This window comes from Sneathiella sp. (assembly GCF_036960985.1).
Classification (GTDB): domain Bacteria; phylum Pseudomonadota; class Alphaproteobacteria; order Sneathiellales; family Sneathiellaceae; genus Sneathiella.
In genome coordinates, this window is record NZ_JBALWD010000023.1 from 1 (window position 1) to 26,607 (window position 26,607).

24 protein-coding genes are annotated in these 26,607 nt (G+C 48.8%); 18 read left to right on the forward strand and 6 right to left on the reverse strand.

From position 1 onward, the window contains the following. Both V7723_RS13205 and V7723_RS13210 read left to right on the forward strand, forming a co-directional pair. Positions 1 to 437 (forward strand): nitronate monooxygenase (locus tag V7723_RS13205; RefSeq protein ID WP_335684952.1); only part of this gene is annotated, 437 nt, incomplete at its 5' end. A gap of 172 nt (positions 438 to 609) precedes the next feature. Further along, positions 610 to 1,161: a DUF7486 family protein gene (locus tag V7723_RS13210; protein WP_335684953.1), complete on the forward strand. Its 552-nt coding sequence runs from the start codon at positions 610 to 612 to the stop codon at positions 1,159 to 1,161. Between the two features lie 87 nt (positions 1,162 to 1,248). Here the strand turns inward: V7723_RS13210 and V7723_RS13215 are convergent, their stop codons facing one another. Next, complete coding sequence (locus tag V7723_RS13215) at positions 1,249 to 1,749, reverse strand: hypothetical protein (protein ID WP_335684954.1); 501 nt, start codon at positions 1,747 to 1,749, stop codon at positions 1,249 to 1,251. A gap of 104 nt (positions 1,750 to 1,853) precedes the next feature. Between V7723_RS13215 and comD the strand changes: the two genes are divergently transcribed. Next, positions 1,854 to 2,351 (forward strand): sulfopyruvate decarboxylase subunit alpha, encoded by a 498-nt coding sequence (gene comD / locus V7723_RS13220; protein ID WP_335684955.1) that lies wholly within the window; start codon positions 1,854 to 1,856, stop codon positions 2,349 to 2,351. A 2-nt stretch (positions 2,352 to 2,353) separates the two neighbouring features. Further along, positions 2,354 to 2,917, forward strand: coding sequence for a sulfopyruvate decarboxylase subunit beta (gene comE, locus V7723_RS13225; RefSeq protein WP_335684956.1), 564 nt, complete (start codon positions 2,354 to 2,356; stop codon positions 2,915 to 2,917). A 39-nt stretch (positions 2,918 to 2,956) separates the two neighbouring features. Here comE and V7723_RS13230 read toward each other — a convergent pair whose 3' ends face one another. Next, complete coding sequence (locus tag V7723_RS13230) at positions 2,957 to 4,183, reverse strand: TIGR03862 family flavoprotein (RefSeq protein ID WP_335684957.1); 1,227 nt, start codon at positions 4,181 to 4,183, stop codon at positions 2,957 to 2,959. A gap of 109 nt (positions 4,184 to 4,292) precedes the next feature. Further along, positions 4,293 to 5,972 carry a flavin-containing monooxygenase gene (locus V7723_RS13235; protein ID WP_335684958.1) on the reverse strand — a complete coding sequence of 560 codons (1,680 nt, stop codon included), beginning with the start codon at positions 5,970 to 5,972 and terminating at the stop codon, positions 4,293 to 4,295. Between the two features lie 288 nt (positions 5,973 to 6,260). On the opposite strand from V7723_RS13235, the gene xsc reads away from it, so the two are divergent. The 5 genes from xsc to V7723_RS13260 all read left to right on the forward strand — a co-directional run bounded on the left by xsc (position 6,261) and on the right by V7723_RS13260 (position 13,726). Beyond that, positions 6,261 to 8,039, forward strand: coding sequence for a sulfoacetaldehyde acetyltransferase (gene xsc / locus V7723_RS13240; RefSeq protein ID WP_335684959.1), 1,779 nt, complete (start codon positions 6,261 to 6,263; stop codon positions 8,037 to 8,039). Between the two features lie 113 nt (positions 8,040 to 8,152). Further along, positions 8,153 to 9,154 carry a phosphate acetyltransferase gene (gene pta / locus V7723_RS13245; RefSeq protein ID WP_335684960.1) on the forward strand — a complete coding sequence of 334 codons (1,002 nt, stop codon included), beginning with the start codon at positions 8,153 to 8,155 and terminating at the stop codon, positions 9,152 to 9,154. Positions 9,155 to 9,187: 33 nt separating this feature from the next. Continuing rightward, entirely contained in the window at positions 9,188 to 12,046 is a 2,859-nt protein-coding gene (locus V7723_RS13250; protein WP_335684961.1) for a molybdopterin oxidoreductase family protein, read from the forward strand. After that, the gene (locus V7723_RS13255) at positions 12,043 to 12,777 is read left to right on the forward strand and encodes a 4Fe-4S dicluster domain-containing protein (RefSeq protein ID WP_335684962.1); all 735 of its coding nucleotides are present in this window, start codon (positions 12,043 to 12,045) and stop codon (positions 12,775 to 12,777) included. The genes V7723_RS13250 and V7723_RS13255 overlap by 4 nt, the downstream gene beginning before the upstream one ends. 4 nt (positions 12,778 to 12,781) lie before the next feature. After that, on the forward strand, positions 12,782 to 13,726 hold the full coding sequence (locus tag V7723_RS13260; protein WP_335684963.1) for a dimethyl sulfoxide reductase anchor subunit family protein: 945 nt from the start codon (positions 12,782 to 12,784) through the stop codon (positions 13,724 to 13,726). 24 nt (positions 13,727 to 13,750) lie between these two features. On the opposite strand, the gene V7723_RS13265 is transcribed toward V7723_RS13260, so the two are convergent. Next, the gene (locus V7723_RS13265; protein ID WP_335684964.1) at positions 13,751 to 14,734 is read right to left on the reverse strand and encodes a 2-dehydropantoate 2-reductase; all 984 of its coding nucleotides are present in this window, start codon (positions 14,732 to 14,734) and stop codon (positions 13,751 to 13,753) included. Further along, a complete protein-coding gene (locus V7723_RS13270) occupies positions 14,734 to 16,254 on the reverse strand; it encodes an acyl--CoA ligase (protein ID WP_335684965.1) in 1,521 nt (506 codons plus the stop codon). Before V7723_RS13270 ends, V7723_RS13265 begins: the two co-directional genes overlap by 1 nt. A gap of 361 nt (positions 16,255 to 16,615) precedes the next feature. Here V7723_RS13270 and V7723_RS13275 point away from each other — a divergent pair, with 361 nt between their 5' ends. Then, positions 16,616 to 18,052, forward strand: a complete 1,437-nt coding sequence (locus V7723_RS13275; protein ID WP_335684966.1) for an aldehyde dehydrogenase family protein — start codon at positions 16,616 to 16,618, stop codon at positions 18,050 to 18,052. Between the two features lie 148 nt (positions 18,053 to 18,200). Here V7723_RS13275 and V7723_RS13280 read toward each other — a convergent pair whose 3' ends face one another. After that, the gene (locus tag V7723_RS13280; protein ID WP_335684967.1) at positions 18,201 to 18,980 is read right to left on the reverse strand and encodes a tetratricopeptide repeat protein; all 780 of its coding nucleotides are present in this window, start codon (positions 18,978 to 18,980) and stop codon (positions 18,201 to 18,203) included. 314 nt (positions 18,981 to 19,294) lie between these two features. Here V7723_RS13280 and V7723_RS13285 point away from each other — a divergent pair, with 314 nt between their 5' ends. The 8 genes from V7723_RS13285 (at position 19,295) to V7723_RS13315 (ending at position 26,606) form a co-directional block, all read left to right on the forward strand. Next, complete coding sequence (locus V7723_RS13285) at positions 19,295 to 20,167, forward strand: sulfotransferase domain-containing protein (RefSeq protein WP_335684968.1); 873 nt, start codon at positions 19,295 to 19,297, stop codon at positions 20,165 to 20,167. 940 nt (positions 20,168 to 21,107) lie between these two features. Beyond that, complete coding sequence (locus tag V7723_RS13290) at positions 21,108 to 21,350, forward strand: hypothetical protein (protein WP_335684969.1); 243 nt, start codon at positions 21,108 to 21,110, stop codon at positions 21,348 to 21,350. A 4-nt stretch (positions 21,351 to 21,354) separates the two neighbouring features. Then, positions 21,355 to 21,498: a hypothetical protein gene (locus V7723_RS19820; RefSeq protein ID WP_443024227.1), complete on the forward strand. Its 144-nt coding sequence runs from the start codon at positions 21,355 to 21,357 to the stop codon at positions 21,496 to 21,498. Beyond that, on the forward strand, positions 21,495 to 21,737 hold the full coding sequence (locus V7723_RS13295) for a hypothetical protein (protein ID WP_335684970.1): 243 nt from the start codon (positions 21,495 to 21,497) through the stop codon (positions 21,735 to 21,737). Before V7723_RS19820 ends, V7723_RS13295 begins: the two co-directional genes overlap by 4 nt. A gap of 316 nt (positions 21,738 to 22,053) precedes the next feature. Further along, positions 22,054 to 23,001, forward strand: a complete 948-nt coding sequence (locus V7723_RS13300; RefSeq protein ID WP_443024229.1) for a BMP family protein — start codon at positions 22,054 to 22,056, stop codon at positions 22,999 to 23,001. Between the two features lie 64 nt (positions 23,002 to 23,065). Beyond that, a complete protein-coding gene (locus V7723_RS13305) occupies positions 23,066 to 24,613 on the forward strand; it encodes an ABC transporter ATP-binding protein (RefSeq protein ID WP_335684972.1) in 1,548 nt (515 codons plus the stop codon). Continuing rightward, a complete protein-coding gene (locus tag V7723_RS13310) occupies positions 24,603 to 25,652 on the forward strand; it encodes an ABC transporter permease (RefSeq protein ID WP_335684973.1) in 1,050 nt (349 codons plus the stop codon). Before V7723_RS13305 ends, V7723_RS13310 begins: the two co-directional genes overlap by 11 nt. A gap of 12 nt (positions 25,653 to 25,664) precedes the next feature. Next, positions 25,665 to 26,606 (forward strand): ABC transporter permease, encoded by a 942-nt coding sequence (locus tag V7723_RS13315; protein WP_335684974.1) that lies wholly within the window; start codon positions 25,665 to 25,667, stop codon positions 26,604 to 26,606. Position 26,607 lies beyond the last annotated feature (1 nt).

The window sequence follows — 26,607 nt, forward strand, 5'->3', positions numbered from 1 at the left end:
GCCGTGGCAGACAATTTGCCGCGGCGCTAGCCCTTGGCTGTGAGGGCGTTTGGTGCGGATCCATCTGGTTAAAAACGATTCAAAGTGAGGTCCCGCCAGAGATCAAGGCAAAGATGTTTGAAGCTGCGGCGGAGGATGCCATTTTAACCAAAAGTGTCACGGGCAAGCCCTGCAGGACACTCAATAACAAGTTTTCTCAAGCCTGGAATGCCGAGGATGCACCGGCAATGCTTCCGGCACCGCTTCAGAACTATCTTTGGTGGCAAGAAGGTCGGACGAGAGTGGAACGCGTTCGGGCAAAAGACTTTCTGACCTATCCTGTCGGCCAAATTGTCGGCGATATGAAAGAGGAAACCAGCGTCAAGGAAGTTGTGTATGATTTCATCAATGAGTTGTTGGAAGCAAAAGAACGTCTGGACGGGATGCTCGGAGACTAGAAACCAAAGAACCTTTCAACTCTTTCCTAGTTATACTAAGGAAAATGAAAAAATAGATTAGAAATTGACTAAAACTGTATTTACTAATTAGTAAAAAATTAAGCTTTCGCCTCTATTTCGTTTAGGGATAGCAAACGAAAATTGCTTGTAAACTAGAGGGATATATTTAGTTATGAAAAAGAACAAATTCGCCGCACTTATTGCTGTTTCAATAGGTGTAAGTGTCGGTGCCGCGGCGCCAGCGATGGCGTCCGAGATGTGGAACATCAAGTGCTTTGACCAATCGGGTCATACGATGGCAGTCAAAGCTTTTACCAGTCATGGAGTGAATCTCGACATCAAAGCCATGCCCGTTGACGGTACCGATCACTTGGATATCAAAGCAATTAGCGAGTCCGATAACAGCTTACATCACGTGAAAGTTGTCCCCTCTCAAGATGACAAAGACTATTCGGACGTCAAGGCGATCACTGATGATAACAAGCTCATTCACGTCAAAGGGGTTTCTGCGAAAGGGATCACTTTCCATGTAAAGGCGATGCCCAACGACGCAACCGGCGAGTTCGATATCAAATGCCTGGGTACCGATGGAACTGTCCTGGCGTTAAAAGCCATATCTCCTGGCGGAATGGTTTACGACGTGAAAGGCCTTCCAGAGCTCAAGGGTCAAAAAGATCTGGAAGTCGAGATTGAGGCTCACATCAAGGCGAGACCGCAGCAGTAGGATCAAGTGACAGACCGGGGGAACCAACAGATTGCTCTGTCGTTGTTGAGTTCCGTCCGGTCTCCTTGAGCAAATAAGGCTCGATAGCTAAACAGTCACCCCATGCTGCGGGAACTTCTCAAGATACGCGTTGGCGCGGGGAACGGGGGTTTTGAAGAACTGGTGCGGGGCTCTCAACCAGAGGCCGTCGTAAACAACCGACGGTCCCGCAGTTGTAAGCGTATCTGGTGTTATTTCAACTAGGTCGGCATCCCATGCCGGATAAACTTGTCTCGCCTTTTTCCAGTAATGCGCGAGAAACCGTTTTTTCTCCGTATAGCCGTGGTAATCGAAGACCATATCCCCGAATGAGACGAAGATGTGATTACCCGTTTGGCCCTCACTCGGCTTGATCCAAACGGCTTGGGCATCCACAGGAGTGATGTTTTCCAGAAATACATGCGCGAGAACCTGGCAGGCGCCGCAGGCGAAAAACACACGATCGGGCAAGCTCCATCGTTTCTCCAAATCCCTTTTTGGGCAGTCTTGCGTGCGAATAATATACATTCCTGAAACATAGCTGTTTGAATGAATTAACGCTATTGTCATACACGGGATTTTTGATCATCAAATTGAAGGCATTTATTCCGCCAGCCGATTATACTAAGTTGGCATTGGATCAACCGGCCAAACTCGATGAAGGAGGACCTCCTGTGTCTGTAGACGACAAAATACTCAGCGATCTTGTGGCGAACAATGTGGAATTCGTAACGACAGTTCCCTGCAAGCAATTGGCTGGCGTGATCGATAAAATTGAAAATAGCCCCGATATCCATCACGTGCCGTCGAATAAGGAAGATGAAGGCATTGGCCTGTGTGCCGGCGCCTTTATGGGCGGCAAACGATCCGCCATTATCATGCAGAACACGGCGATCGGCGTCACCATAAATACGTTGGTGACATTGACCCAATTCTACCGTTTGCCATTGCCGATGATCATCAGTTACCGCGGAGAACTGGGTGAGCCGGTGGCTTGCCAGGTTGAGATGGCTGTTCATACGAAAGCCCTTCTCGCACAGCTTCATATCCCGACTTATCATTTTCATCACGAAGACGATGTGCAGGAACTGGATGCAATCTTGAAACATACATATATGAGCAACAAGCCGGTTGCCATCCTGACAGATGCAACCTTTTGGAAGGGGTATTGAGAATGATACGTTCAGAAGTTCTACGAGATATCGCCCCCATCATTTCCGATCAACTGGTTGTCTGTAATATTGGCCTGCCAAGCCAGGAATTACATATGATCGATGATCAACCGAGCACTTTTTACATGCTGGGCACCATGGGATTGTCATCCTCCATTGGTCTTGGCGTGGCGCTGGCGCAGAATAAGAAAGTTATTTCCATCGATGGTGACGGCTCTGTTCTCACCAACTTTGGTACATTGCCGACGATTGCCAACAATGTTGCAGATAATTTTATCCTGCTCATTATCGACAACGGAAGTTATGGCTCAACCGGTGACCAGCCAACCTATGCCGGTAAAAAAACCTCCTTAACAGCGGTCGCAAAAGCGTGTGGGTGCGAGAATGTCATTGAGTGTGCGGCCGAGGACACGGCGGAGACACTGCGTCAGGCAATCGAAAGCGATAAGATGACAATCATTGTTTGCAAATGTGAGTCCGGCAATATCAAAGTGCCGGTTATTACGATGGATCCAGTTGTTATTCGCGCCAGGTTTATGAAAGAAATAGAATCCCGCAACGCCTGATAGCGCCCCCGGTTGACGCTTTTTACGGTTTCCTGACTGCTAGGCTGCGTTTAGATAAGTCGCAATTCCGTCGGCGGCGACGACCCCGGTTGCGAAGCAACCTTGCAACAGATAGCCGCCGGTTGGGGCTTCCCAATCGAGCATTTCCCCGGCGACAAATTGGCCCGGTTGCTTCCGGATCATCAGCTGGTCGTCGAGGTTACTGAACTTGACGCCGCCGGCGGAAGAAATGGCGCGTTCGATACCATTAATACCGATCAATTCGACTGGTAGATTTTTAATCAGTGCAGCAAGCTTGTCCGTATTCTGGATGTCGGTGTTGTTTTTGAATTCGTGCAACAGGGCAATTTGTATCGGTGCCAAATTCAGTTTTTTGCGTAAAAAGTTGGACAAGGACATTTTTCCGCGGGGAGTTGACAATGAGCTAACCAGTGCCTGTTCTTCACTTCCCGGTTTCAGGTCGAGGCTGATGTCTCTTGTCGATCCCTGCTGCAGTTCTTCGCGAAGGCCCTTGCTCAGGGCGTATAGGGCGCCACCTTCAAGGCCATTTTTCGTGACGACCAGATCCCCGGCACTGCTGCGGTTATTGTGGGTCAGGCGAATATTTTTGAGGGGAGTGCCTTCGAAGCGGCCAATAAAGTGATCGCTCCAATTGACTTGAAATCCGCAATTGCTGGCGACAAGCGGATCAATGTCCAAGCCCTCAGATTTTAACGGATCGATCCAGCTGCCGGTTGCGCCCAAATGCGGGTAACTGGCACCGCCCATGGCGTATAAAATGGCATCGGCCTCAAATTCGAACGATGGCGTGTCCGGGGTGCTGAAAAGTAGCTTCTGGTCTGCCTCGGTTTTAAGCCAGCGATGTTTGAGATGAAACTGCACCTGCGCGCCCTCCAGTTCTTTCAGCCAGGCGCGTAGTAGCGGTGTCGCTTTCAGGCCGTCCGGAAACATCCGACCACTGGATCCTTTAAACAGGGAGACGCCAAGGGACGTTGCCCAATTGATCATGTCATCGGGCGAAAACCGGGCGAGGAACTGTGCGAACCGGGCGGCATTCTCCTCATATTTTTCGGTGAATTTCGGTAATGGTTCGGAATGGGTCAAGTTGAGGCCGCCACGACCGGCGATCAGAAATTTTCGCGCCACGGACGGTTTCTGGTCAAAAACATGGATTTGGAGATTTTCAATCTTGCTCAATTTTTGCGCGGCGATGAGACCGGCAGGGCCGGCACCGATAATGGCAATAATTTTTGTGCGCGACGCCAATTTCCACGACCTTTCTGATCCTGTTCATTGCCGCCGGTTATAGGGACATTGGGTTGTGTTTAAAAGCATGAATTATTTTTATACTTTCAGGCAAACCCATTCAAATTTTTCATGTGTTTGCAATTTGCCGTTCCGGTGCCGAGGCGCTTGAGGTCGGGGGATCTTTTCTCGAAAACGCGATGCCCTCATAATCATTGCCGGCCACGGCATTGATCGAGGCGACATATCGGGGGGTTCCGCCGTTGTAAACGAAATAGCGGATGCTGCCTTCCTCATGACCTTCGACATTGGAGTTATATCCGGTAAACCAGGATTTTGCTTTTCGCATCAGCATAATGGCATACATTTTGGTGACCGTGGCGGTCCAGGAAGCTTCAGCTTCTTTTGTGGCTTCCAGTCGGGTAAATCCTTTTTGTTCGGAATAGTCGAGCAGATCCGTACTCCAATTGACGCCATTTTCGATACCGCGCGGATAGTTGGTCGACGCGGAGCCACTTTGCGGGCCCGTCGGCATCAACAAGTTGGGAAAGCCATTGATCAGAATACCCAGAAATGTCGACGGCCCCTCCCGCCATTTACCCCGCAAGGTCTGTCCATCAAGGCCCCGGATATCTATATGGTCAAAGGCGCCGGTGATGGCATCGAAACCGGTGGCATAGACAATAATATCGGCGTCATAGTCTTGGTCGCTTGTCCGGATACCGGTTTCGGTCACGCGCTCGATGGGGGCTTCACTGATATCAATCAAATGCACATTATCGCGGTTATACGCTTCAAAATAATGAGATTCCATAGGAACACGCTGAATGCCAAATCCATGATCGCGTGGAATGAGTTTTTCTGCGGTCACCGGATCTTTCACGCGTTGGCGAATGCGATCGGCAATATACTCGGAAAATTCTTCGTTGGCCTTTTCGTCGGTAAAGATTTCGCGGAAATTTGCCAGCCAGATACCAAAGCCCGGCTCGTCATACAAGCGGTCCCATAATTTCAGCCGCTCTTCCCGTGACACCTCATAAAATCCGCGCCGGTCAGGCTCATGCTCGAAACTGCCCGGTGTCCGGGCGCAAGTGGCGAAAATATCGTCATACCGGGCCCGAATATCCGCCATTTCCGCTGGCGAGATGGGGCAGTTATTGAGCGGTGCGCTCCAGTTCGGACGGCGCTGGAAAACATTGAGCTCGCCGACTTTATCCGCAATCTCCGCAATCAATTGAATGGCCGTGGCGCCGGTCCCGATAACGGCGACTTTCTTGCCTTTCAAGTCGACCTCTTCGTGCGGCCAGTAAAAGGTATGAAAAGAGGGGCCCTTGAAATCTTCCGTTCCTTCGATGCGCGGCAATGTCGGTGTCGACAGCAAACCAACCGCCATGATGACAAAGCGGCAAGTGAGCGTCCGGCCATCATCGATTGCCAAAACCCACCGATCCTCACCTTCGTCAAAATGGGCGGCCGTCACCCGGCAATTGAACTGCATATATTGTCGAAGATCAAACTTGCCGGCGACAAAATTCAGATAGTTCAAATTTTCCGACTGGGGCGAAAATTTTTCTTTCCAGTGCCACTCATCCAGAACTTCCTGGGAAAAGGAATAGCCATAGGTATAGCTTTCAGAATCGAACCGGGCGCCGGGATAGCGGTTGTTGTACCAGGTGCCACCGAGATCGTCACAGGCTTCCAGAACAGTGGCGTTCACGCCCATATCCTTTAGCCGTTTCATCTGGTAAATGCCGGCAACGCCAGCGCCAATAACGATGACCTCGAAATGTGTTTCGGTCGCGATGGTCATGGATTGCTCCTTAAGTGACTTCTATTCGCAGAAAATCTGAGGCTGAACCTCATATTGTGGTTATTAAAAACCATAACCTACGACAATGCAACTATTGGAGGTCCGCCGTAATTCCTGTTTCCGCATGTTACGATGTGGTATTAGCCTTTCTTAGGTTTTGGACCTATCGCTAAATGCCATTTTTTAGGAAAATGCACCCGATCAGAAATTACGCCTGTTGCAGGCCTTGAGTTAGAATTTTGACGCGGATAATTCGGCGTTTCAAATGAATAGAGATAGGGATTTAAGATGACGAAAATGACAACGGAAGAAGCCTTTATCAAGGTGTTGCAAATTCATGGAATTGAGCATGGTTTCGGTATTATCGGATCTGCCATGATGCCAATCTCAGACTTGTTCGGTCAGGCCGGCATCACCTTCTGGGATTGCGCTCATGAAACCAATGCCGGCATGATCTGCGACGGCTACACCCGGACAACCGGTAAGATGGCCATGGCCATCGCGCAAAACGGCCCCGGCATCACCGGTTTTGTGACGCCGGTCAAAACGGCTTATTGGAACCACACACCGATGCTGTTGGTGACACCGCAGGCGGCGAACAAAACAATCGGTCAGGGCGGCTTCCAGGAAGTCGAGCAAATGGCTTTGTTCAAAGACATGGTCTGCTATCAGGAAGAAGTCCGGGATCCGTCGCGGATGGCGGAAGTCCTTAATCGTGTGATCGAAAAAGCTATTCGGGGTTCAGCCCCTGCACAGATCAACGTGCCCCGTGATTTCTGGACACAGGTAATTGACATTGATTTACCCCAAATCGTTCGCCTGGAACGGCCGGCGGGCGGTGCCGAAGCAATCGCGAAAGCGGCAGATCTGCTCTCCAATGCAAAATTCCCGGTTATCCTTTCTGGCGCGGGTGTTGTGATTGGCGGCGCCATTCCGGAATGTCAGGCGCTGGCGGAACGGCTCGATGCGCCGGTTTGCAGTGGCTATCAACATAATGACAGCTTCCCCGGTTCTCATCCTTTGGCAGCGGGTCCGTTGGGCTATAACGGATCGAAAGCCGGTATGGAATTAATCAAGCAGGCCGACGTGGTTCTGGCTCTTGGAACCCGGCTCAATCCATTTTCGACCTTGCCCGGTTATGGCATTGATTACTGGCCGGAAAATGCCGATATTATCCAGGTTGATATGAATTCAGATCGCATTGGCCTGACGAAAAAAGTCACGGTTGGTATTTGCGGCGATGCAAAAATGGTTGCCGAGCAGTTGCTGGCCAGCCTTTCCGATACCGCCGGTGACGTAGACCGGGAACAGCGCAAATCAATCATTCACCAAACAAAATCTGCATGGCTACAGACATTGTCGAGCATGGATCATGAAGATGATGATCCGGGGACAACCTGGAATGCAGATTCCCGGGCCCGTGATGCCGACAGAATGGCCCCAAGGCAAGCATGGCGTGCCATTCAGGCTGGTCTGCCGAAAGACGCCATAATCTCCAGCGATATCGGAAATAATTGCGCGATCGGAAACGCTTATCCAACGTTCGAAGAGGGTCGTAAATATCTGGCGCCCGGTTTGTTCGGGCCGTGTGGCTATGGATTTCCGTCAATCATCGGCGCGAAAATCGGCTGTCCGGATACACCGGTTGTGGGCTTTGCAGGCGATGGTGCATTTGGAATTTCCATGAACGAAATGAGCTCTATCGGCCGCGAAGAATGGCCAGCCATTACAATGGTTATTTTTCGGAATTACCAATGGGGCGCTGAAAAGCGGAATTCCATTCTTTGGTATTCCGATAATTTTGTCGGTACAGAGCTGGATCCACATTTAAGCTATGCCAAAGTTGCAGAAGGTTGTGGCCTCAAAGGGGTAACAGTTCATACACAGGATGAGCTAACCTCCACGCTGCAAGCTGCTTGCAAGGCTCAAGATGACGGTGTCACTACATTTATTGAAGTCATCCTCAATCAGGAACTCGGCGAACCGTTCCGCCGCGACGCAATGAAGGCCCCCGTATCTGTGGCGGGTGTTGATGCCAAGGACATGCGTCCACAAAAAGGCGCGTAACCAACCGGGATAAAGGGGCAGCAAAGACTGCCCCTTTATTTTGTATCTATCGTTTGCCAGTCCATTGGCAACGGGTCTAAGGTTCGGTGGCAGAAAGGGGGGCATCTTCAACCGTGAAACAATTTGACGATTTGATTGCCCGTGCAAAATCGGCACCGAAGCATATTGTTCTGGCGGAAGGCCAAGATCCGCGTGTTGTCGACGGCGCTGTCCGGGCGCTGCAGGAAAAAATCGCCACTATCACATTGCTCGGCCCAATCGAAGAAGTGCGCACGCTCGCACGTGCGGCCGGGGATGCAGAAGACCAAATTCTCATAATTGACCCTGCGCAGGCTGCAAAACACGAGTCCTATGCCACAGAATTTTATGAATTACGTAAACACAAAGCACTTAATTTGGACGCCGCCCGAAAAGCGGTAAAAAACCCCCTGAACTATGCTAACCTAATGGTTCGGACTGGCGATGCAGATGGGTCGGTGGCGGGGGCCCGCAACACGACTGGAAATGTTGTCCGCTCCGCCTTACAGGTAATTGGTGTTGATAAGCGTTATTCGATGGTATCAAGTTTTTTTCTTATGATGATGTACGAAGATTTTCATTCCGTAAAAGGTGGCGTCGTTTTCACAGATTGCGGCCTCGTTGTCTCTCCTGACGCAGACGAATTGGCGCAAATTGCCTCTGCAGCCGCCGACAGCACTCGATTACTTCTTAATGTCCCTCCAAAAATAGCGATGCTTTCCTTCTCGACCCGAGGAAGCGCAAAGCACCCAGATGTGACAAAAGTCGAGAATGCCGCCACCCGTTTACAGGAGCTTCGCCCCGATTTGGCTATAGAAACTGCCATTCAGTTCGACGCCGCATTTGTCCCCGAGATCGCAGATCTAAAGGCGCCGGGTTCAGATGTCGCGGGACAGGCAAATATATTTGTCTTTCCCGACCTAAATTCAGGGAATATCGGCTATAAGATTGCAGAGAGAATAGGCCGTGCGAAGGCAATCGGTCCGATTTTGCAAGGTCTCGCCAAACCGGCAAATGATTTGTCGCGCGGCTGTGACGCGGAAGCTGTTTACGGCATGATAGTTGTAACAGTTGTGCAGGCTCAAAATGCGGCATGAATACTATATGCCCTCAATAAAAAGGATTGCTCGATGAGCACAGGAACGTCTCAACCGACAGTCGATACATCGCCTAAAGTATCGGATGAAATTCGCAAGACCACTTGCTATATGTGCGCCTGTCGCTGTGGGATAAATGTCCATCTTCGTGATGGGAAGGTCCGCTATATTGAGGGAAATCGCGATCATCCGGTAAACAAGGGTGTGCTTTGTGCAAAAGGTTCCGCGGGAATCATGCAGCATTATGCGCCGTCTCGCCTCAAAGCGCCTTTGTTGCGTGTCGGCGAGCGAGGCGAGGGAAAGTTTAAAGAGATTTCCTGGGAAGAAGCCCTTGAAAAAGCAGTGTCATGGTTGGCGCCGATACGGGCAGATGATCCAAAAAAACTCGCCTTTTTTACAGGTCGTGACCAAAGTCAGTCATTGACCAGCTGGTGGGCTCAGCAATTTGGGACGCCGAACTATGCAGCGCATGGCGGATTTTGTTCGGTTAATATGGCGGCGGCTGGAATTTATACAATGGGCGGCGCTTTTTGGGAATTTGGCCAGCCGGACTGGGAACGAACCAAGATGTTCATGATTTTCGGTGTTGCGGAAGATCATGATTCCAACCCCATCAAGCTGGGACTGGCGAAACTGAAGGAACGCGGCGCTAAAATTGTCGGCGTCAACCCGGTTCGCACGGGATATAATGCCATTGCTGACGAGTGGGTTCCCGTTACGCCGGGAACAGACGGGCTGTTTATCCTGTCGATAATCCATGAGCTGTTGAAAGCAGGTCATGTGGATTTGGACTACCTGTTGCGGTACACAAATGCCGGATGGCTGGTCATTGACGATGAAGGGGCGGCGGATCACGGCCTGTTTGCACGCGATGCGGATGGAAAGCCATTGTCGTTAGATCGCAAGACCAAAAAAATTGGTCCGGCCGAGATGATCCGGCGCGATGCGGCATTGCAAGGGGACGTTACGCTTGATGATGGCCGAAAAGCGCGGCCGGTTTTTGCACTTTTGGCGACAAAATATGCCGATGCGGCCTACGCGCCGATGGCTACCGCAGCCGAAACTGGAATTCCTGCAGAACAAACAGAGCGGTTGGCCGCAGAACTTGCTCGCGTTGCCTTCGAAGAAGAAATTACCATTGATCAGCCTTGGACGGACATGACGGGCGAGCGCCACGAAAAAATGATTGGCCGGCCGGTAAGTTTCCACGCCATGCGCGGTATATCTGCACATTCAAATGGCTTCCAGACATGCCGCGCGCTACATCTGCTGCAAATCCTTCTTGGATCAATTGAATGTCCTGGCGGATTCAGGTTTAAGCCGCCTTATCCGAAACCGATGGAAGCACATCCGGTGCCAAATGCTGAATGTGAACCCAATCAACCGCTTGCCGGTCCCCATCTGGGCTATCCGCGCGGGCCGGAAGATCTTCTGATAGACGAAGACGGCTCACCACAACGGATCGATAAAGCATTTTCATGGGAAAACCCCATGTCGGTGCATGGCTTGATGCATACGGTGATCGCCAACGCGTATCATGGTGATCCATACCCAATCGAAGTGTTGTTTATGTATATGGCGAATATGGCTTGGAATTCGTCCATGAACACCAAGGGCATGATGGATATGTTGTCCGAAAAGAAGGAAGATGGATCTTATGTTATTCCCAAGATCATTTATTCCGATGCCTATTCTTCGGAAATGGTCGCCTTTGCCGATTTGATCCTACCGGACACGACTTACTTGGAACGGCATGATTGCATCTCCATGCTGGATCGCCCCATCAGCGAGCCGACAGCTGCGGCAGACTCTATTCGCTGGCCGGTCATTGAACCGGATCGCGACGTACGAGGATTTCAAAGTGTTATTCTGGATATAGGCGCGCGTTTGGGTCTTGAAGGCATGATAAATAAAGACGGCAGTGCAAAATATACGGACTACGCTGATTATATCGTAAATCATCAGCGCAAACCCGGCATTGGCCCATTGGCAGGCTTTCGGGGCGCAGATAAAAAGGAACGCGGGCGCGGGGCCGTCAACCCCGAACAGCTTGACGATTACATTGAAAATGGCGGTTTTTTTCTCGAGCATATCCCTGACGAAGCACAGTTCTTTAAACATGCGAATGCGGGATATCAGGACTGGGCCGTGTCTATGGGGTTTTATGACACGCCGCAACCGGTGACGTTTCAGCTATATCTAGAGACTTTGTCCAAGTTTCAACGCGCCGCGGAAGGTCATGGCGATCGCCAGCCGCCGGACTATTTAAAGCAGCAAATCTCGGAGGCTTTTGATCCGTTGCCAATTTGGTATGCACCTGGCGAGGGGAGCCAACTAGAGCAATCTGGAGAGTTGGCCGATTTTCCGCTGCACGCGATAACACAGCGCCCGGCCGCAATGTATCATTCTTGGGGATCACAGAACGCCTGGCTTCGTCAGATCCATGGGCGCAATCCACTATACGTTCCCGGAAACGTCTGCGATGACGCCGGGCTCAAAGACGGTGACTGGGCATGGGTTATTTCTCACCACGCTCGGATAAAAGTCCCTGTCCAAAGAATGAATGCGGTGAATTCGAAAACACTCTGGACGTGGAATGCCATTGGCAAACGAAAAGGGGCTTGGGCTCTCAAGCCGGACGCACCGGAGGCGACGAAGGGTTTTTTATTAAACCATTTAATCAGCGATTTGTTGCCACCGAGAGGAGACGGCATGCGCTGGTCAAATTCTGATCCGATTACAGGGCAAGGTGCCTGGTACGATTTGCGTGTCCGGATCGAGAAGGCCGATGACGACGGGACGACACAATCTGAACCGACCATAGAACCGCAGGAATCCCCAGTCGGTGTCGGGCCGGATAGTATTGCTTATGGCAAGGAATGGACAAAATGACCAGTTTACCCCAACACACAGAGCGTAAACTGGGTCTGGTGATTGATCTCGATACTTGCGTTGGATGTCAGGCCTGCGTTGTAAATTGTAAGGAATGGAATACCGGTGGCTACGGAGATCCGCTGTCTGATCAAGATCCCTATGGTGCGTCGCCAACGGGGAGTTGGCTCAATCGGGTCCATTCTTATGAAGTGACCCCGCCTGATGCACCGGCGCAAATCGTTCATTTTCCGCGGTCATGTTTGCATTGTGAAGACGCGCCCTGTGTCACGGTTTGCCCGACTGGCGCCAGTTACAAACGTCAGGAAGACGGGATCGTTCTGGTCAATGAAGATTGGTGTATTGGCTGCGGCCTCTGTGCCTGGAGTTGCCCATATGGCGCGCGTGAAATGGACGCGGATGCCGGTGTGATGAAGAAATGCACGTTGTGCGTTGACCGAATATATAATGAAAACCTGCCTGAAATCGACAGAGAACCTGCGTGTGTTCGCAGTTGCCCCTCAAAAGCCCGACATTTTGGCGATTTCAGCGATCCGGAATCGGAGGTCAGTTTGCTGGTTCTGGCACGCGGCGGTATGGATTTGATGCCCGAACAAGGCACCAAACCCGTGAATAAATATCTTCCGCCGAGGCCGAAACAGAAACCGGATGTTTCCTGTTCGACAAGAGAAGCCCCGAAAGCTGATGGCATACTTGGCTGGCTTGATGCCGCCCTCGAAAAACTAGGATAACGTTATGCATCCTGCAGCATCCGTCATTTTTTTCACAACAGCGTCTGGTGCCGGCTACGGCATTCTTGTTCTGTTGGGTATTTTAGTTCCGCTTGGTTATTTGCCGACGGAGCCTTGGTTTGGCGCTGTTACGCTCCTGCTGGCTCTCGGCTTGGTCAGTGCTGGACTGTTGTCATCGACCTTTCATCTTCATCATCCAGAAAGGGCATGGCGCGCCCTCTCTCAATGGCGAAGCTCATGGCTGTCCCGCGAAGGTGTCGCAGCTATCGTTACGTATGGGCCGGCCCTTCTGTTTGCCTTTGGCTGGATTGTTTACGGGAATTCAATTGGCGGATGGGCTCTTTGGGGCGCGGTTGCGGCTATTATGGCGCTCGTCACCATTTACTCGACCGCGATGATTTATGCCTCCTTGCGGACAATTCGTCAGTGGCATCACCGTCTTGTGCCTTTGGTTTATTTGACGCTTGGACTGGCAAGTGGCGCAATTTGGCTCACCGCCATTTCGTCCAGTTTTGGCATAACAAATGATCTTGTCGTCGCCGTCGCGTTAATCTTTATTTTAGCCGGTGCGGTGATTAAGTTCATCTATTGGTCCTCTATCGATCAATCCGTATCGCAAAGTGATGCGGGTACGGCAACAGGGCTTGGCCATATTGGGACTGTCAAACAGTTCGAAGCGCCGCATACCGAAGATAATTGGGTTATGAAGGAGATGGGCTTTCAAATTGCCAGAAAGCACGCTTTGAAACTTCGAAAGATCGTCGGGTTACTGGCTTTCTTCATACCGTTTATCTGTTTGCTGGGGGCTTTGATGGATGTTGCACCTGTGTTGGCAATGTCCTGGATAGCGGCCCTTTCGGCATCGATTGGTATTGTTGTCGAAAGATGGTTGTTTTTCGCCGAGGCGCAACATGTGGTCGGATTATTCTACGGACATGATCATTCGTAACACTGCGCCCCTAAATTTCCTCTATCATCCATAATATCCGGCTAATGTTGCCTTTTGTTTCACCAGTGCCGCCACGGCATCGATCGTTGGTGTTGCATGCCCGGTGATTATGCCAAGCTCCTGAACAGATGTAACGAGCGCGTCGATTTCCATGGGTCGGCCAGATTCCAGATCCACAAGCATTGACGTTTTATGGGCTCCGACGCCAGCGGCCCCTTCAATACGTTTATCGACGTTGATCGGGAAATTAACATCTAGCGCTTCGCCAATTTCCTGAGCTTCGAGCATCATGCTTCGCACTAATGAACGCGTTCCATTGTCACCGCATATGACATCCAAAGTGGCGCCCGTAATAGCCGAAATCGGGTTAAAGCTGAGATTGCCCCAAAGTTTGACCCAGATATCATTGCGGATCCCTTTGCGCACTGGCGCTTTCAGTCCGGCAGAAATTAAAAGTTCAGAGATTTTTTTAACGCGATCAGTCCGTTCACCTGACGGTTCTCCAACTGGAAATCTATCGCCAGCCCGATGCAAAATAACACCGGGCCTGATGACTTCTGCCGCAGGATAAACAACGCAACCAATTGCGCGTTGCGGGCCTATGGCGTTCCAGATGCTACCGTCTGGATCCGTTGCCTTTACTTGCTTGTCTGCATGTTCCCCGGAAACACCATAAAAATACCACCAGGGCAATCCGTTCTGCGCTGTCACAATTGCAGTATCAGGCCCTAATAAGGGTTGCATGGATTGAACGACGGCCGGAACCGAATGGGCTTTCAAGGCAATAATGACATAATCCTGAACACCCAGGTCGGCAGGATTGTCCGTTGCGAAGACATTTTTCTGCACGAAAACCCCACTATCGGTTTCGATAGTAAGACCGTCTTTCTTAATGGCTTCCAAATGGGGTCCACGAGCGATTAATGAAATCTCGGCGTCGCCCTGGCGCGCCAGCATTCCACCAACAAGGCCACCGATTGCACCAGCACCAAAAATACATATTTTCATTAAATCATTCCCAGTTTTTCGGCCATGCCGATACGTTGCAATTTACCCGTCGCACCTTTGGGGATTTCGTCCAGCATTTTGATTTTCCGTGGAACCTTAAAGGCGGCGAGACTTTTTGCGGCGAAGTCTCTCAATTCTGCTTCAGTTGCGTTCTGGTCATCGCGAAGAACAACAGCTGCGCCGACTTCTTCACCAAGTTTATCATGTGGTATGGCAAACGTGACCACTTGCTCAACGGCTGGATGGTTCATCAATATTTCATCCACTTCTCGGGGTGAAATCTTTTCTCCCCCCCGATTGATGATTTCCTTCAGGCGCCCGGTTATGGAGATATACCCGTCGTCCGTAATGATCCCCTGATCCCCGGTCCGGAACCAGCCATTTGTGTAGGCTTCGGCATTTGCTTTCGGATTGTTTTCATACCCCTTGGTGACATTGTCACCGCGAATAACAATTTCACCAGTTTCACCAGTGTTGAGGAGGGCGCCGTCCTCGGACATGATGGCAACTTCAGGGCCGGAGGCGATGCCAACGCTTCCCGGCATCCTTTTCGCCGGTGGCAGCGGATTAGCAGCCATTTGATGGGCAGCCTCTGTCATGCCATAGGCTTCTACCACAGGGCAGCCCCACATTTCTTCGAGGGATTTCATGACCTGAGGTGGAAGCGACGCGGAAGAAGATCTTGTAAACCGAAGTTTTGCATTTTTAACAGACTCTGCATTGCGCGGTCCGCGCGCAATGATCGCCTGATGCATTGTTGGTACGGCCGTATACCAGCTTGGGTTGGTTGCATCCAGCCACGCGAAGAATTTCAGAGCGTTGAAACCCGGTGTGCAACTAACGTTCGATCCGGCATGGAGCGATGACAGAACGGCCGCTATCAGACCGTGAATATGAAACAGTGGCATGACATTTAGACACTTATCTGTATCCTTTAATGCCAGTGATCGTCCGATGTTACTGGCGGAAGCACAGACATTGATATGGCTGAGAGGCACTATTTTTGGTCTGGAGGTCGTGCCGGATGTGTGAAGGATCAAGGCAATGTCGTCTGGTTCGGCTAATCCTGGTTTCGCTGTATTGCCAGACTTTGAGCCTTTGAGCTCAAACTCACCCGCGGCAGCGTCAGTTGGAACGTGAAGTTCGAGGATTGCGACACCGATTTTCTTTGCAACGGCGACAGCAGTACTGTCGCTGCCTTCCAGGACAACAAGTGCCTTGGCGGATAAATCCTTCAAATAGAATTCGAACTCGTCGGCTTTATAATCCGGATTCAACGGCGCGGTTGTCGCTCCGCAGCCAATGGTGATAAATGCGCTAGCCATTTCCGGCCCGTTTGGCAAAACAATTGCCACTCTATCTTGCCGGCCTACGCCCAACTCGTTTAGTCGTGTGACTGTGTCGCGGGCCAGCTTTTGAAGACGGCCATATGTTAAGTCCGTTCGATTAGGTGCACTGATCGCAGGCGCCTCAAATTTGCCCTGGTTTAGCAATTCGGTGAGTGATTTGACTGCGGACATAGAGTTCATTTCTCCTCGTAATAGGGCGTCTCATACATAGTAAGTTTGCCCATGCAGACAACTTCTTAACATGGCGACACGGCAAAAAGTGAAGATCGTTTGTACAAGATTTTGTTAGTGTTGATTTTGGATAGTACGCGACGACTTTCTGGTTTTGCAAGCATTGCGTTCGCTTCGTATTTTTAGACTTGAAATTTTACATTTCCGCTAAATATTATAATGTAGTCTCCAGCCTGTCGGCGATGTGGACGCAAGCTGCAAATAGCAGTAATATCGGGGCAGGCGTCTTTTCGACGACTAAAAACAATATTCCTTTGTCTGGACATGTCCGGACAGCTTTAAATAATACAAGGTCAGAAGAATGCTTGAAAAACGCGACTTTTATATCAATGGACAGTGGGTATCGCCAGCCAAGGCGAACGACTTTAATGTTATTAACCCCTCCAATGAAGAACCATGTGCCATAATCTCCTTAGGTGATCAGGCAGACACAGATGCAGCTGCTGCTGCAGCGAAGGCAGCTTTCGTAACATGGTCCGTTACACCCAAAGAAGAGCGTATTGCTCTGGTCGAGCGAATTCTTGAAGAATATATCGCTCGTTCTGCGGATATGGCTGCAGCCATTAGCATGGAAATGGGGGCGCCCATTGATATGTCCTCCACACAACAAGTGGGTGCCGGAGGCGCTCATATTAAAAACTTCCTGCGCACAGCTAAAGGTTTCGAGTTTGAACGCAAACTTGGGGATCACGCGCCGAATGATCGGATAATCTATGAGGCGGCTGGCGTTTGTGGTTTGATCACGCCTTGGAATTGGCCCATGAACCAGGTGACTTTGAAGGTCATTCCCGCTTTGCTCGCCGGATGCACGATGATATTGAAACCATCAGAAATCTCACCACTTTCCGCCATCGTTTTTGCGGAAATTATTGATAAAGCAGGTGCTCCTGCCGGTGTTTTCAACCTAGTCAATGGCGACGGTGTTGGGGTTGGCTCACAGCTTTCTTCACATCCAGATGTGGATATGATTTCCTTCACCGGCTCGACCCGCGCCGGTATCGCGATTTCGAAAAATGCAGCAGAAACTCTCAAACGTGTTCATTTGGAGTTGGGTGGTAAAGGCGCGAATATTATTTTCGCCGATGCGGACGACAAAGCTGCAAAACGGGGCGCCATGCATTGCTTCAATAACACGGGTCAATCTTGTAACGCGCCAACACGTATGCTGGTACAGCGGGAAATTTATGATGATGCTGTAAAGGCTGCTGCCGCTGCCGCGGATAGTGTCGCTGTTGATGTGGCGTCAAAAGAAGGACGGCATATTGGTCCGGTTGTTTCTGAATTACAGTATAACAAGATTCAGGGACTCATTGAAAAAGGGATCGAAGAAGGGGCTAATCTTGTTGCCGGCGGGCCGGGACGTCCTGAAGGCTTCAATCGTGGTTACTTCGTTCGCCCAACAGTTTTTGCGGACGTGTCAAACAACATGACCATTGCTCGCGAAGAAATTTTTGGTCCTGTCCTTTCCATTATCCCATTTGATACGGAAGAAGAGGCTGTTCAGATTGCCAATGATACACCCTATGGCCTCACAAATTATGTGCAAAGCCAGGACGGTGAAAAACGTAGCCGTGTCGCAAATCGTCTTCGCTCTGGCATGGTCGAAATGAACGGTCAGTCTCGCGGTGCAGGCAGCCCGTTCGGCGGTATGAAAGCGTCCGGCAATGGCCGTGAAGGTGGTGTTTGGGGACTGGAAGATTTTCTGGAAGTCAAATCCGTCAGTGGTTGGGCAGAGTAACTAGTCGCCTTTTCGAAATGACAGGCATTTAATGCCTTCGTGCTAGACTGATCTAGATAAAAAACAAATGTTGAGCTCTGGGAGATTGTCTGGAGCTCAACAATTTCTAGGCATTAGGCCGCGAGATCAGCTATGGCCACAACATAGATTACTGTGACATCATCCATTCATCTGCACATTTCTGAGCCGCAATGGCCTGTTCTTTGGACAATGTCTGTTCCAGTATCGTTTGCTGCTTTTTCGCTTCTTCATGTCCCGACATCGCAGCGATTTTCCACCACATGAGGGCAAGTTCGTCATCCTCATGCACACCGAATCCGCTGGTATAATGGAACCCCAAAGCGAACTGTGCATCTGAGTTTCCAAGTTCTGCGGAAATCTGGAACCAATGCATTGCAGATTTATAGTCCTGCGTAACACCGAGACCAAGCCGATACATCATGCCTAAATTATATTGAGCCCGGTCCTTTCCCTGTTCGGCAGCAAGAGAATACCATTTTACGGCTTCTTTGTGATCTTGCGAGACGCCAAGGCCATTGTCATACATGAAACCAAGATTTGTTTGTGCGTCAGCGTCACCATGTTCAGCAGCGACAGCATACCAACCGGCTGCGGCCTCATAATTTTGATCAACGCCACGTCCCTTTTCATACAGAACAGCCAGATTATAGCAGGCGTGGTCATTATGTTGCTCCGCCGATTTTGAATACCATTGTACAGCGGTTTCTAGGCATTTTTGCACACCCTGACCCCGAGCATACATTAAGCCAAGATTAAACTGCGCGTCAGCATTCCCTTGTTCCGCTGAACACGTAAACCATTTCGCAGCAATTTTATCGTCTTGGTGTATCTCCCCGCCAAGAAGATATTTCAGGCCCATTTCAAACTGCGCGTCCGCGTTTCCCTGTTTTGCCGCCAAAAAAGGCACCGGCTTCCCCTTTTTATGCTGCCAGTATTGCTACTGACATTCCCTGCACATGCTTTTTTACATATTACGTCAACTTCAATCGTTAGTCCCAATTTTTTCAAATTTACGAAATCGGATTAAAGATTATCTTCAAGAATGTAATATTACGAGATGTAACAGCGGTCACAGATCACGTGAATGAGAGGATCAGCGGGCATATGCAAATTGATTTGCCGAGCAACTTTATCTAGTCTTCTTTCGTTAATAATACTGCAATGCAATATAAAATATGTTGCGGCGCAATAAAATAAATGGAGTGAAACGAGGGTTTGGCTATGGGTGGAATAATCTGGTTGGCATCTTATCCTAAATCAGGAAATACTTGGCTTCGCCTCTTTTTGCATAATCTTCTTCTCAATAATGATAAGCCGGCAAATATCAACAATCTTAGTAATCTTACAATTGGTGGCAATAACGAATTTTGGCTCGAAAAAGTTACGGGGAAGCCCTTTGATAGTTTTACGGAGAAAGAGGCTATCACTCTTATCCCTAGAATACATAAAGCCCTAACGCGGATACGGTCAGATTCTGTTTTTGTTAAAACACATAACAGCATGAGCAAAGTACATGGAATTCCGTTAATCACGCCGGAATATACTGCTGGGGCAATTTACGTTCTTCGAAACCCTCTTGATACAGTTATTTCGCTGGCCGATCATTTTGGAATTTCCGTTAATGATAGCATAGATATGTTGAACGATACGCAAACCACAATATCTTCGGATAATATTCAAACGGGTGAACATCTTGGTTCTTGGTCAAGCCATGTCTTGTCATGGAAAGCAGTTAATAAGTCAGCACTTCATATATTGCGATACGAAGATATGTTGTATAAACCCGAAAAAGCGTTTGGGGGCCTCGCCAAATTTCTAGGGCTGTCGCCACCTACAACACGGCTTAAAAAGGCAATAAATTTTTCGTCTTTTGATACCTCGCGTAAACAAGAACAGGAAAAGGGTTTTATTGAGCAATCGGACAAATCGGATCGGTTTTTTCGGGTTGGCAAAGCTGGCCAATGGAGAAAATTACTGAGCGAAGACCAAATTGGCCGCGTAATAGATGCCAATTTCGAAGTTATGGCGGAACACGGTTATCTCCATAATTCGATGAACCGGGTAAATCCCGTTAATTATATCCCAAGTTCGTAGAAAGCCGACCAGAAGCTATTTTACCGAAAATGCAATATCAACAACTTTCAAAGAGCTAAAGTGCTTATCCGAATGCGCAAATTGGATTGAAGCTAACGGTCCTCTTCCGTATGGATACCTTTAGGAAGAAATAGCGACTTTTCGCACATAATATTAAGTAATTATCAGACGTCGATCGTTGGTATTTTTCTTGAGGCGTCGGAAAAAGGATTATCGGTTTGAGACGGCCGCCGGAAAGGTTTACAACAGTTTTACTAATCAAGAAGATATAGCTCTGACAAAAAATAGATCATGCCTTTTCGGCAACGAGTGCAAATACCGCTTTTGTTGAGATCCGGAGCTTTCTAGGCAAACCGTTTGAGACACCACTAATTGCCGAAGAAGATACTTCCGGAGTGATTTAATTTCTTCGAAAACATCTGGGCACTGCCATATCTTTAATTGGCAATTTTGGCAAATTGTTAGAGAAAGAGAGAAACTATAGCCAAAAGTGTATACAAAAAAATTTGTACATCCATAAATTATGTGCCAATCTAGGTCGTAGCTTTATGAATTCATCCCTACTTGAAGGTATCTGGTAGGCTTTGACGTATAATAGTTAGTGCTTTTCTGGAAACTCAAAATCGGATGTTTGTTTATGGGTGGAATTATCTGGTTAGCTTCTTTTCCAAAATCGGGGAATACGTGGCTTCGGACATTTTTACATAATCTGTTTCTTAACGAGGATCAGCCCGTTAGTCTCAATAAGTTGAATACCTTTACGATCGGCGATAACAATAAAATCTAGTACGAGAAAGTTTCCGGAAAGCCTTTTGAAAACCTTTCGGAATCGGAGATCTCGACGCTCGTTCCACAAGTTCATCTTGCTTAATCGAGGACGCGGCCCGATTCAGTATTCGTAAAAACCCACAATAATATGGGCATACGTCACGGCATTCCCTTGATCACAGGAAAATATACGGCTGGTGCAATTTATGTATTGCGCAATCCGCTCGATACTGTGATTTCCGTCGCGGATCATTACGCTCTCCAGTTGGATGAGGCGATAGAAATGTTGAATGACCGACGTGCATCTATTGCCGCCATGGATATCCGGACGGGAGATTATCTGGGTTCGTGGTTCAGTCACGTGACTTCCTGGAAAAAAAATCGAATAAACTGCTCGTCATCTAATGCGTTATGAAAACATGCTGAATAAACCTGAGAAGACTTTTGGTGCTGTCGCAAAATTTCTTGGATTGAACCCCTCAAAGTCTCGGCTCAAAAAGGCGATAAAGTTCTCCTCATTCGATGTTTCACGTAAACAGGAAGCAGAAAAGGGGGTTTATTGAACAATCAGATAAAGCTGAACGATTTTTTCGCGTCGGGAAAGCTGGACAGTGGAAAAGAATACTATCTCAAGCACAGATTGATTGCATCATCGAGAGGCATTCCAACGCAATGGAAGAGCACGGCTATCTCCGTAAATCGAGATCTCGAGAAAGTCGGGCTGGTTGATCTTAAAGAAAACTGTTACTTGAATATTGTTGAATTACGTGATCCGAAAAACACCATTTTGAAATTTTTCTAAATTTTTTTTCCTTTAGCCGAGCTTATTGAAAGGCCTTCTCTGAGATAAAAACTTGACCACATGGTCAGTTTTTGCCTAACATCTATCCAGTTGCCTAAGCCTTGGGCAAACTGCGAGGGGGATTGGCGCAGGAGCAACAAAAAATAATCAATAAAACGACGACTTTTTGTGCATAATATCGTTTGGCTTTCAGCTGGCGAACGTTGGCATAATTCTTGAGGCGTCGACAAAGAGAAGCTGTAATTATTTTGCGAGAACGGGGAGAAATAAAATGCAAATAAGGAAGATATTGTCAATTATTGTCGTGGCGTTCACGATGGTGACAATGGCGTTTGCCGCGCAGGCAGAAAAAATTAAAGTTGCTGGTATTTATACGGTACCAGTCCAGCAGAAATGGGCCGGAACCCTACACCGCGCACTTGTTGAAGCTGAGAAAGCAGGTCAAATTGATTATGTTTTTTCCGAAAAGACAGCGAATACAGACTATGTGCGGGTGATGCGGGAATATGCCGAAGGCGGCGCACAGCTCATTGTCGGTGAAGCGTTTGGTATTAGTCGGGAAGCGCGAAAAGTTGCTGACGATTATCCTCAAGTCGCCTTTTTGATGGGAGATCCTGGAGAAGAGTATGGCGATAATTTCTCCGTTTTTGATAACTATATTCATGAGCCTTGTTACTTGATGGGTGTTATCGCCGGCTCAATGACAAAAACCAATAAAATTGGCATGATTGGGGGATATCCAATTGGTGAGGTAAACCGCCTTTTTAATGCTTTTATGGCAGGTGCCCGCTCAGTTAATCCGGACGTGGAATTCAAAGTCTCATTCATTGGTTCGTGGTACGATCCTCCCAAGGCCAAAGAATTTGCTTTTGCTCAGATGGAGTCTGGCGTTGATGTTTTATATGCAGAACGTGCAGGTGTTGTTGATGCGGCGCGGGAAAAAGGAATTATCGCGTTTGGCAATGTAAATGACATGAACAAAGAGGAAAATGGCACGGATGTTGTTGTCGCTTCAGCATTGTGGCACATGGAAGCTGCTATTGATAACGCCATTGCAGACGTCAAGGCCGGAAAATTCGAGGCTGAAAACTATAAAGATTGGACAATGATGCAAAAAGGTGGCGCCTCTTTGTCTTCTTTCTACGAGTTTGACGCAAAAGTTCCGGCTGCAGCAAAATCCAAAGTCGAAGAATTAACGGCTCAAATCATGGATGGAAGTTTCGTGGTTGAAATTGTGGACGAGCAACCGAAATCCACTTACTAAAACATGAAGCAAGGCGCGGATTATTCTCCGCGCCTTGCCTATTGAAATCTGCTGCGGGGGCCAAGTGGAACAATCTGAAATCGTCTTAAAAGTCGATCAAATCACCAAACGTTTTGGCAATTTGGCAGCGAATGATGGTATTACTTTTGAGCTAGAACGAGGCAAGGTCTTGTCTTTGCTCGGCGAAAATGGCGCCGGCAAAACGACATTAATGAATATTATCTTCGGCCATTATACCGCCGACGAAGGACGAATTGAAGCTTTCGGCAAAGAGTTGAATGCCAGAAGCCCGGCGGAAGCCATCGGATTAGGCATCGGAATGGTGCATCAGCATTTCACGTTGGCCGAAAATCTAACCGTGTTAGACAATATAATTCTGGGGACGGAAAAATTATGGCATTTGACGCAGTCGAAAACTAATGCGCGAAAGCATCTGGCAAGACTCTCATCGGAATTTGGACTAAAAGTTGACCCGGATGCTATGGTTTCCTCGCTGTCCGTCGGCGAACGACAGCGAGTTGAAATATTAAAAGCGTTGTATCGGGATGCGCAAATATTGATATTGGACGAGCCGACTGCTGTATTAACTCCGCAAGAAACAGACCAGCTCTTTGCCACTTTGAGGGATATGGTGGCAAAGGGGCTTTCCATTATATTTATCTCCCACAAACTCAATGAAGTGCTGGCAATTGCGGATGATATCGTTGTGCTGCGACACGGAAAGTTAGTTGCTTCTTTTCCGGCTGCGACGGCTTCCCGGGAGCTGATCGCCGAAAAAATGGTTGGCCAATCCATACCTCAACCGAAACGAACTAAGTTTTCTCCCGGCGCTCCCCTCGTGGAAATGACGTCTGTACAGATTTTGAACCATGAAAAACGTGCCGTACTGGATGTCGTAAACCTCACGGTCCGGCAAAACGAAATTGTTGGTATTGCAGGCGTTTCAGGTAACGGTCAAAAGTTGCTTTCCGATGTCATCGCAGGGTTGGCTTCCCCTACTAGCGGATCGATTGTGATGAAGGGAGAACTTGTTACGCAATTTTCTCCACGCGCTATGGTTCAAAAAGGGGTCGGGCGCGTTCCAGAAGATCGGCATGAGCAAGGAGTTGTCGGAGATTTTACTGTCTCCGAAAACATGGTTCTCGAAAATTATCAAACGCCCGGTTTTTCCAAATTTGGTCTGTTGAAACTGAAGACCATTTTTAAACATGCGGAAGCCCTGATTAAAACATTTGATATTCGCGGGGCGGATCCGGACACCATCGTCCGCGGATTGTCTGGCGGTAATATGCAGAAGGTTATTTTATCGCGTGTTTTAGAAGGGCAACCGGAAATCATTGTTGCTAACCAGCCCACACGTGGGTTGGATGTGGGGGCCGCTACGTTTGTCCATGAACAGCTTTTCGATGCGAGAGAAAAAGGGGCGGGAATTATTGTCATCTCAGAAGATTTGGAAGAACTACTTGCTGTCTCGGATGTCATCGTTGTCATGTATCATGGACAGGTCAGTCAGCCAATTTCTGTTGATAATGTCGCTTTGCAGGAACTCGGGTTGTTAATGAGCGGAGAGGGATTTGTTTCTGATAGTGAGGAGTCGCGTGATGTTGCTTGAACCGCGTGTGCATACGCCACTATGGATGACAATTTCAGCACCGATAATTGCAGTCGCCGCGGTCTTGATATTGTGCGGAGGTCTAATCATTTGGGCCGGAGCACCCTTGTTTGAAGCATATATCGCGTTGTTCAAGGGTGCGTTTGGATCGAAGTTTGCTTTAAGCGAAACACTGGTTCGTGCAACACCTCTCATATTTACAGGCCTCGCAGCGGCTGTAGCATTTCGCGCGAAACTTTGGAATATTGGCGGTGAAGGCCAGCTTTATATGGGAGCCTTGGCCGCAACTTACTTTGGAACGGGTTTTATTGAGCTACCGCCATTTTTGATGATTCCTTTTCTTTTCGTTGTTGGTGTTTTAGCGGGCGGTCTCTGGCTGTTGTTACCAACTTTACTAAAAACCCAATTAAAGGTGGATGAGGTTGTGACGACGCTACTCCTCAATTTCGTAGCGTTACTCCTAGTCAATTACCTGCTGTTTGGGCCATGGAAAGATCCACTTGCAATGGGTTGGCCGCAAGGTGCCCCAATAATTGATGAAGGAATTCTGCCGAACCTTGTCGCTAAAACACGGCTACATGGCGGACTCATATTTGCGGTTGTAGCGTCGATCGGAATGTGGGCTTTTATGAAATACAGTAGCTGGGGGTTGGAAACACGCGCCGTCGGAAATAATCCGGAAGCCTCTCGCTTCGCCGGGATACCCATTAATAAAACTGTGATCCGGACGGCGCTAATTTCGGGCGGTCTGGCAGCCTGTGCGGGCGTCACTGAAGTCGCAGGAACGAAAGGGTACCTTACCTTAGATATCTCTCCTGGTTTTGGCTATACGGGTATTGCGGTCGCAATGTTAGCTGGTTTGAATCCGTTGGGTGTTATCATCGCGGCTTTGTTCATTGCAGGGATTTACAATGGTGCGGATTCCATGAGCCGAGCCATGGACGTTTCCAACTATATTGCGGATGTGATTACAGCCGCCTCACTTCTTTTGGTGCTGCTTGCTGTGATGCTCACACGCATGCGCATTCGCTGGCGTTAGGTAGGCGCGCATATGGAATTTTTTGATTTGTTCCTCACTGTTGGCTTTTGGGCTGCGACAGTGCGTATGGCTACTCCCCTCATCTTCGGCACGTTGGGAGAACTTATTTGCGAACGGGCGGGTGTTCTCAACCTTGGTATCGAGGGGATTATGACAACTGGGGCGATGGTTGCCTGGATGTGGGTTTATCAGGGGGGCGATTTGTGGAGCGCTGTTTTTGTCGCCGCTTTCTTTGGTATGTTATTTGGATATCTGCACAGTATTTTTTCGGTTTATATGGGTTTGTCGCAGCATGTCACAGGAATCGGGATTACACTACTTTCTACCAGTTTGAGTTATTATTCATTCCGGATGCTTCTACCGGATGTCACAACACCCCCCAAAATAGTCCCTTTTGATGAATATCCTATTCCCTTACTCGCCGATATTCCGGTGATTGGGGAAGCGCTGTTTACTCAATCACCGCTAACATATGTAGCGTTTATAATGGTCGGAGTTGTGGCATACGTGTTGTACAAAACGCCTGTTGGATTGGCGGTCCGCATGGTTGGCGAAAACCCTATGGCCGTCGAAGTTCAAGGCATTGATGTTTACCGTGTGCGAACCGGGGCTGTAATGGTTGGCAGTGCATTTATGGCTGTGGGTGGGGCGTTTTTGACTATATCCGTCTTCGACGCTTTCTATTTTGATATGGTCAATGGACGTGGCTGGATTTGTGTCGCGCTGGTAATTTTTGCTTCATGGCGACCCGGAAAAGCTCTTCTTGGCGCTGTGTTATTTGCTGCGTTTGATGCGCTGCAAATTCGAGTGCAGCAGGCATCAAGTTCTTTTATTCCGTATCAGTTTTATCTGATGATGCCCTATGTCTTCAGTATTATTGCGTTAATAATCATGTCGAGAAAAGCCGCCTATCCCAAAGCTTTACTGATTCCGTTTAGGCGCGGGCAACGATAGA

Bases quoted from the DNA above. Each gene is read 5' to 3' on its own strand.
- V7723_RS13285 (WP_335684968.1), top strand. From the start codon at position 19,295: ATGGGTGGAATAATCTGGTTGGCATCTTATCCTAAATCAGGAAATACT.
- V7723_RS13215 (WP_335684954.1), bottom strand. From the start codon at position 1,749: ATGACAATAGCGTTAATTCATTCAAACAGCTATGTTTCAGGAATGTAT.
- V7723_RS13265 (WP_335684964.1), bottom strand. From the start codon at position 14,734: ATGAAAATATGTATTTTTGGTGCTGGTGCAATCGGTGGCCTTGTTGGT.
- V7723_RS13315 (WP_335684974.1), top strand. From the start codon at position 25,665: ATGGAATTTTTTGATTTGTTCCTCACTGTTGGCTTTTGGGCTGCGACA.
- V7723_RS13270 (WP_335684965.1), bottom strand. From the start codon at position 16,254: ATGTCCGCAGTCAAATCACTCACCGAATTGCTAAACCAGGGCAAATTT.
- V7723_RS13210 (WP_335684953.1), top strand. From the start codon at position 610: ATGAAAAAGAACAAATTCGCCGCACTTATTGCTGTTTCAATAGGTGTA.
- comE (WP_335684956.1), top strand. From the start codon at position 2,354: ATGATACGTTCAGAAGTTCTACGAGATATCGCCCCCATCATTTCCGAT.
- V7723_RS19820 (WP_443024227.1), top strand. From the start codon at position 21,355: ATGCTGAATAAACCTGAGAAGACTTTTGGTGCTGTCGCAAAATTTCTT.
- V7723_RS13260 (WP_335684963.1), top strand. From the start codon at position 12,782: ATGCATCCTGCAGCATCCGTCATTTTTTTCACAACAGCGTCTGGTGCC.
- V7723_RS13300 (WP_443024229.1), top strand. From the start codon at position 22,054: ATGGTGACAATGGCGTTTGCCGCGCAGGCAGAAAAAATTAAAGTTGCT.
- V7723_RS13255 (WP_335684962.1), top strand. From the start codon at position 12,043: ATGACCAGTTTACCCCAACACACAGAGCGTAAACTGGGTCTGGTGATT.
- xsc (WP_335684959.1), top strand. From the start codon at position 6,261: ATGACGAAAATGACAACGGAAGAAGCCTTTATCAAGGTGTTGCAAATT.
- V7723_RS13275 (WP_335684966.1), top strand. From the start codon at position 16,616: ATGCTTGAAAAACGCGACTTTTATATCAATGGACAGTGGGTATCGCCA.
- V7723_RS13235 (WP_335684958.1), bottom strand. From the start codon at position 5,972: ATGACCATCGCGACCGAAACACATTTCGAGGTCATCGTTATTGGCGCT.
- V7723_RS13310 (WP_335684973.1), top strand. From the start codon at position 24,603: ATGTTGCTTGAACCGCGTGTGCATACGCCACTATGGATGACAATTTCA.
- V7723_RS13250 (WP_335684961.1), top strand. From the start codon at position 9,188: ATGAGCACAGGAACGTCTCAACCGACAGTCGATACATCGCCTAAAGTA.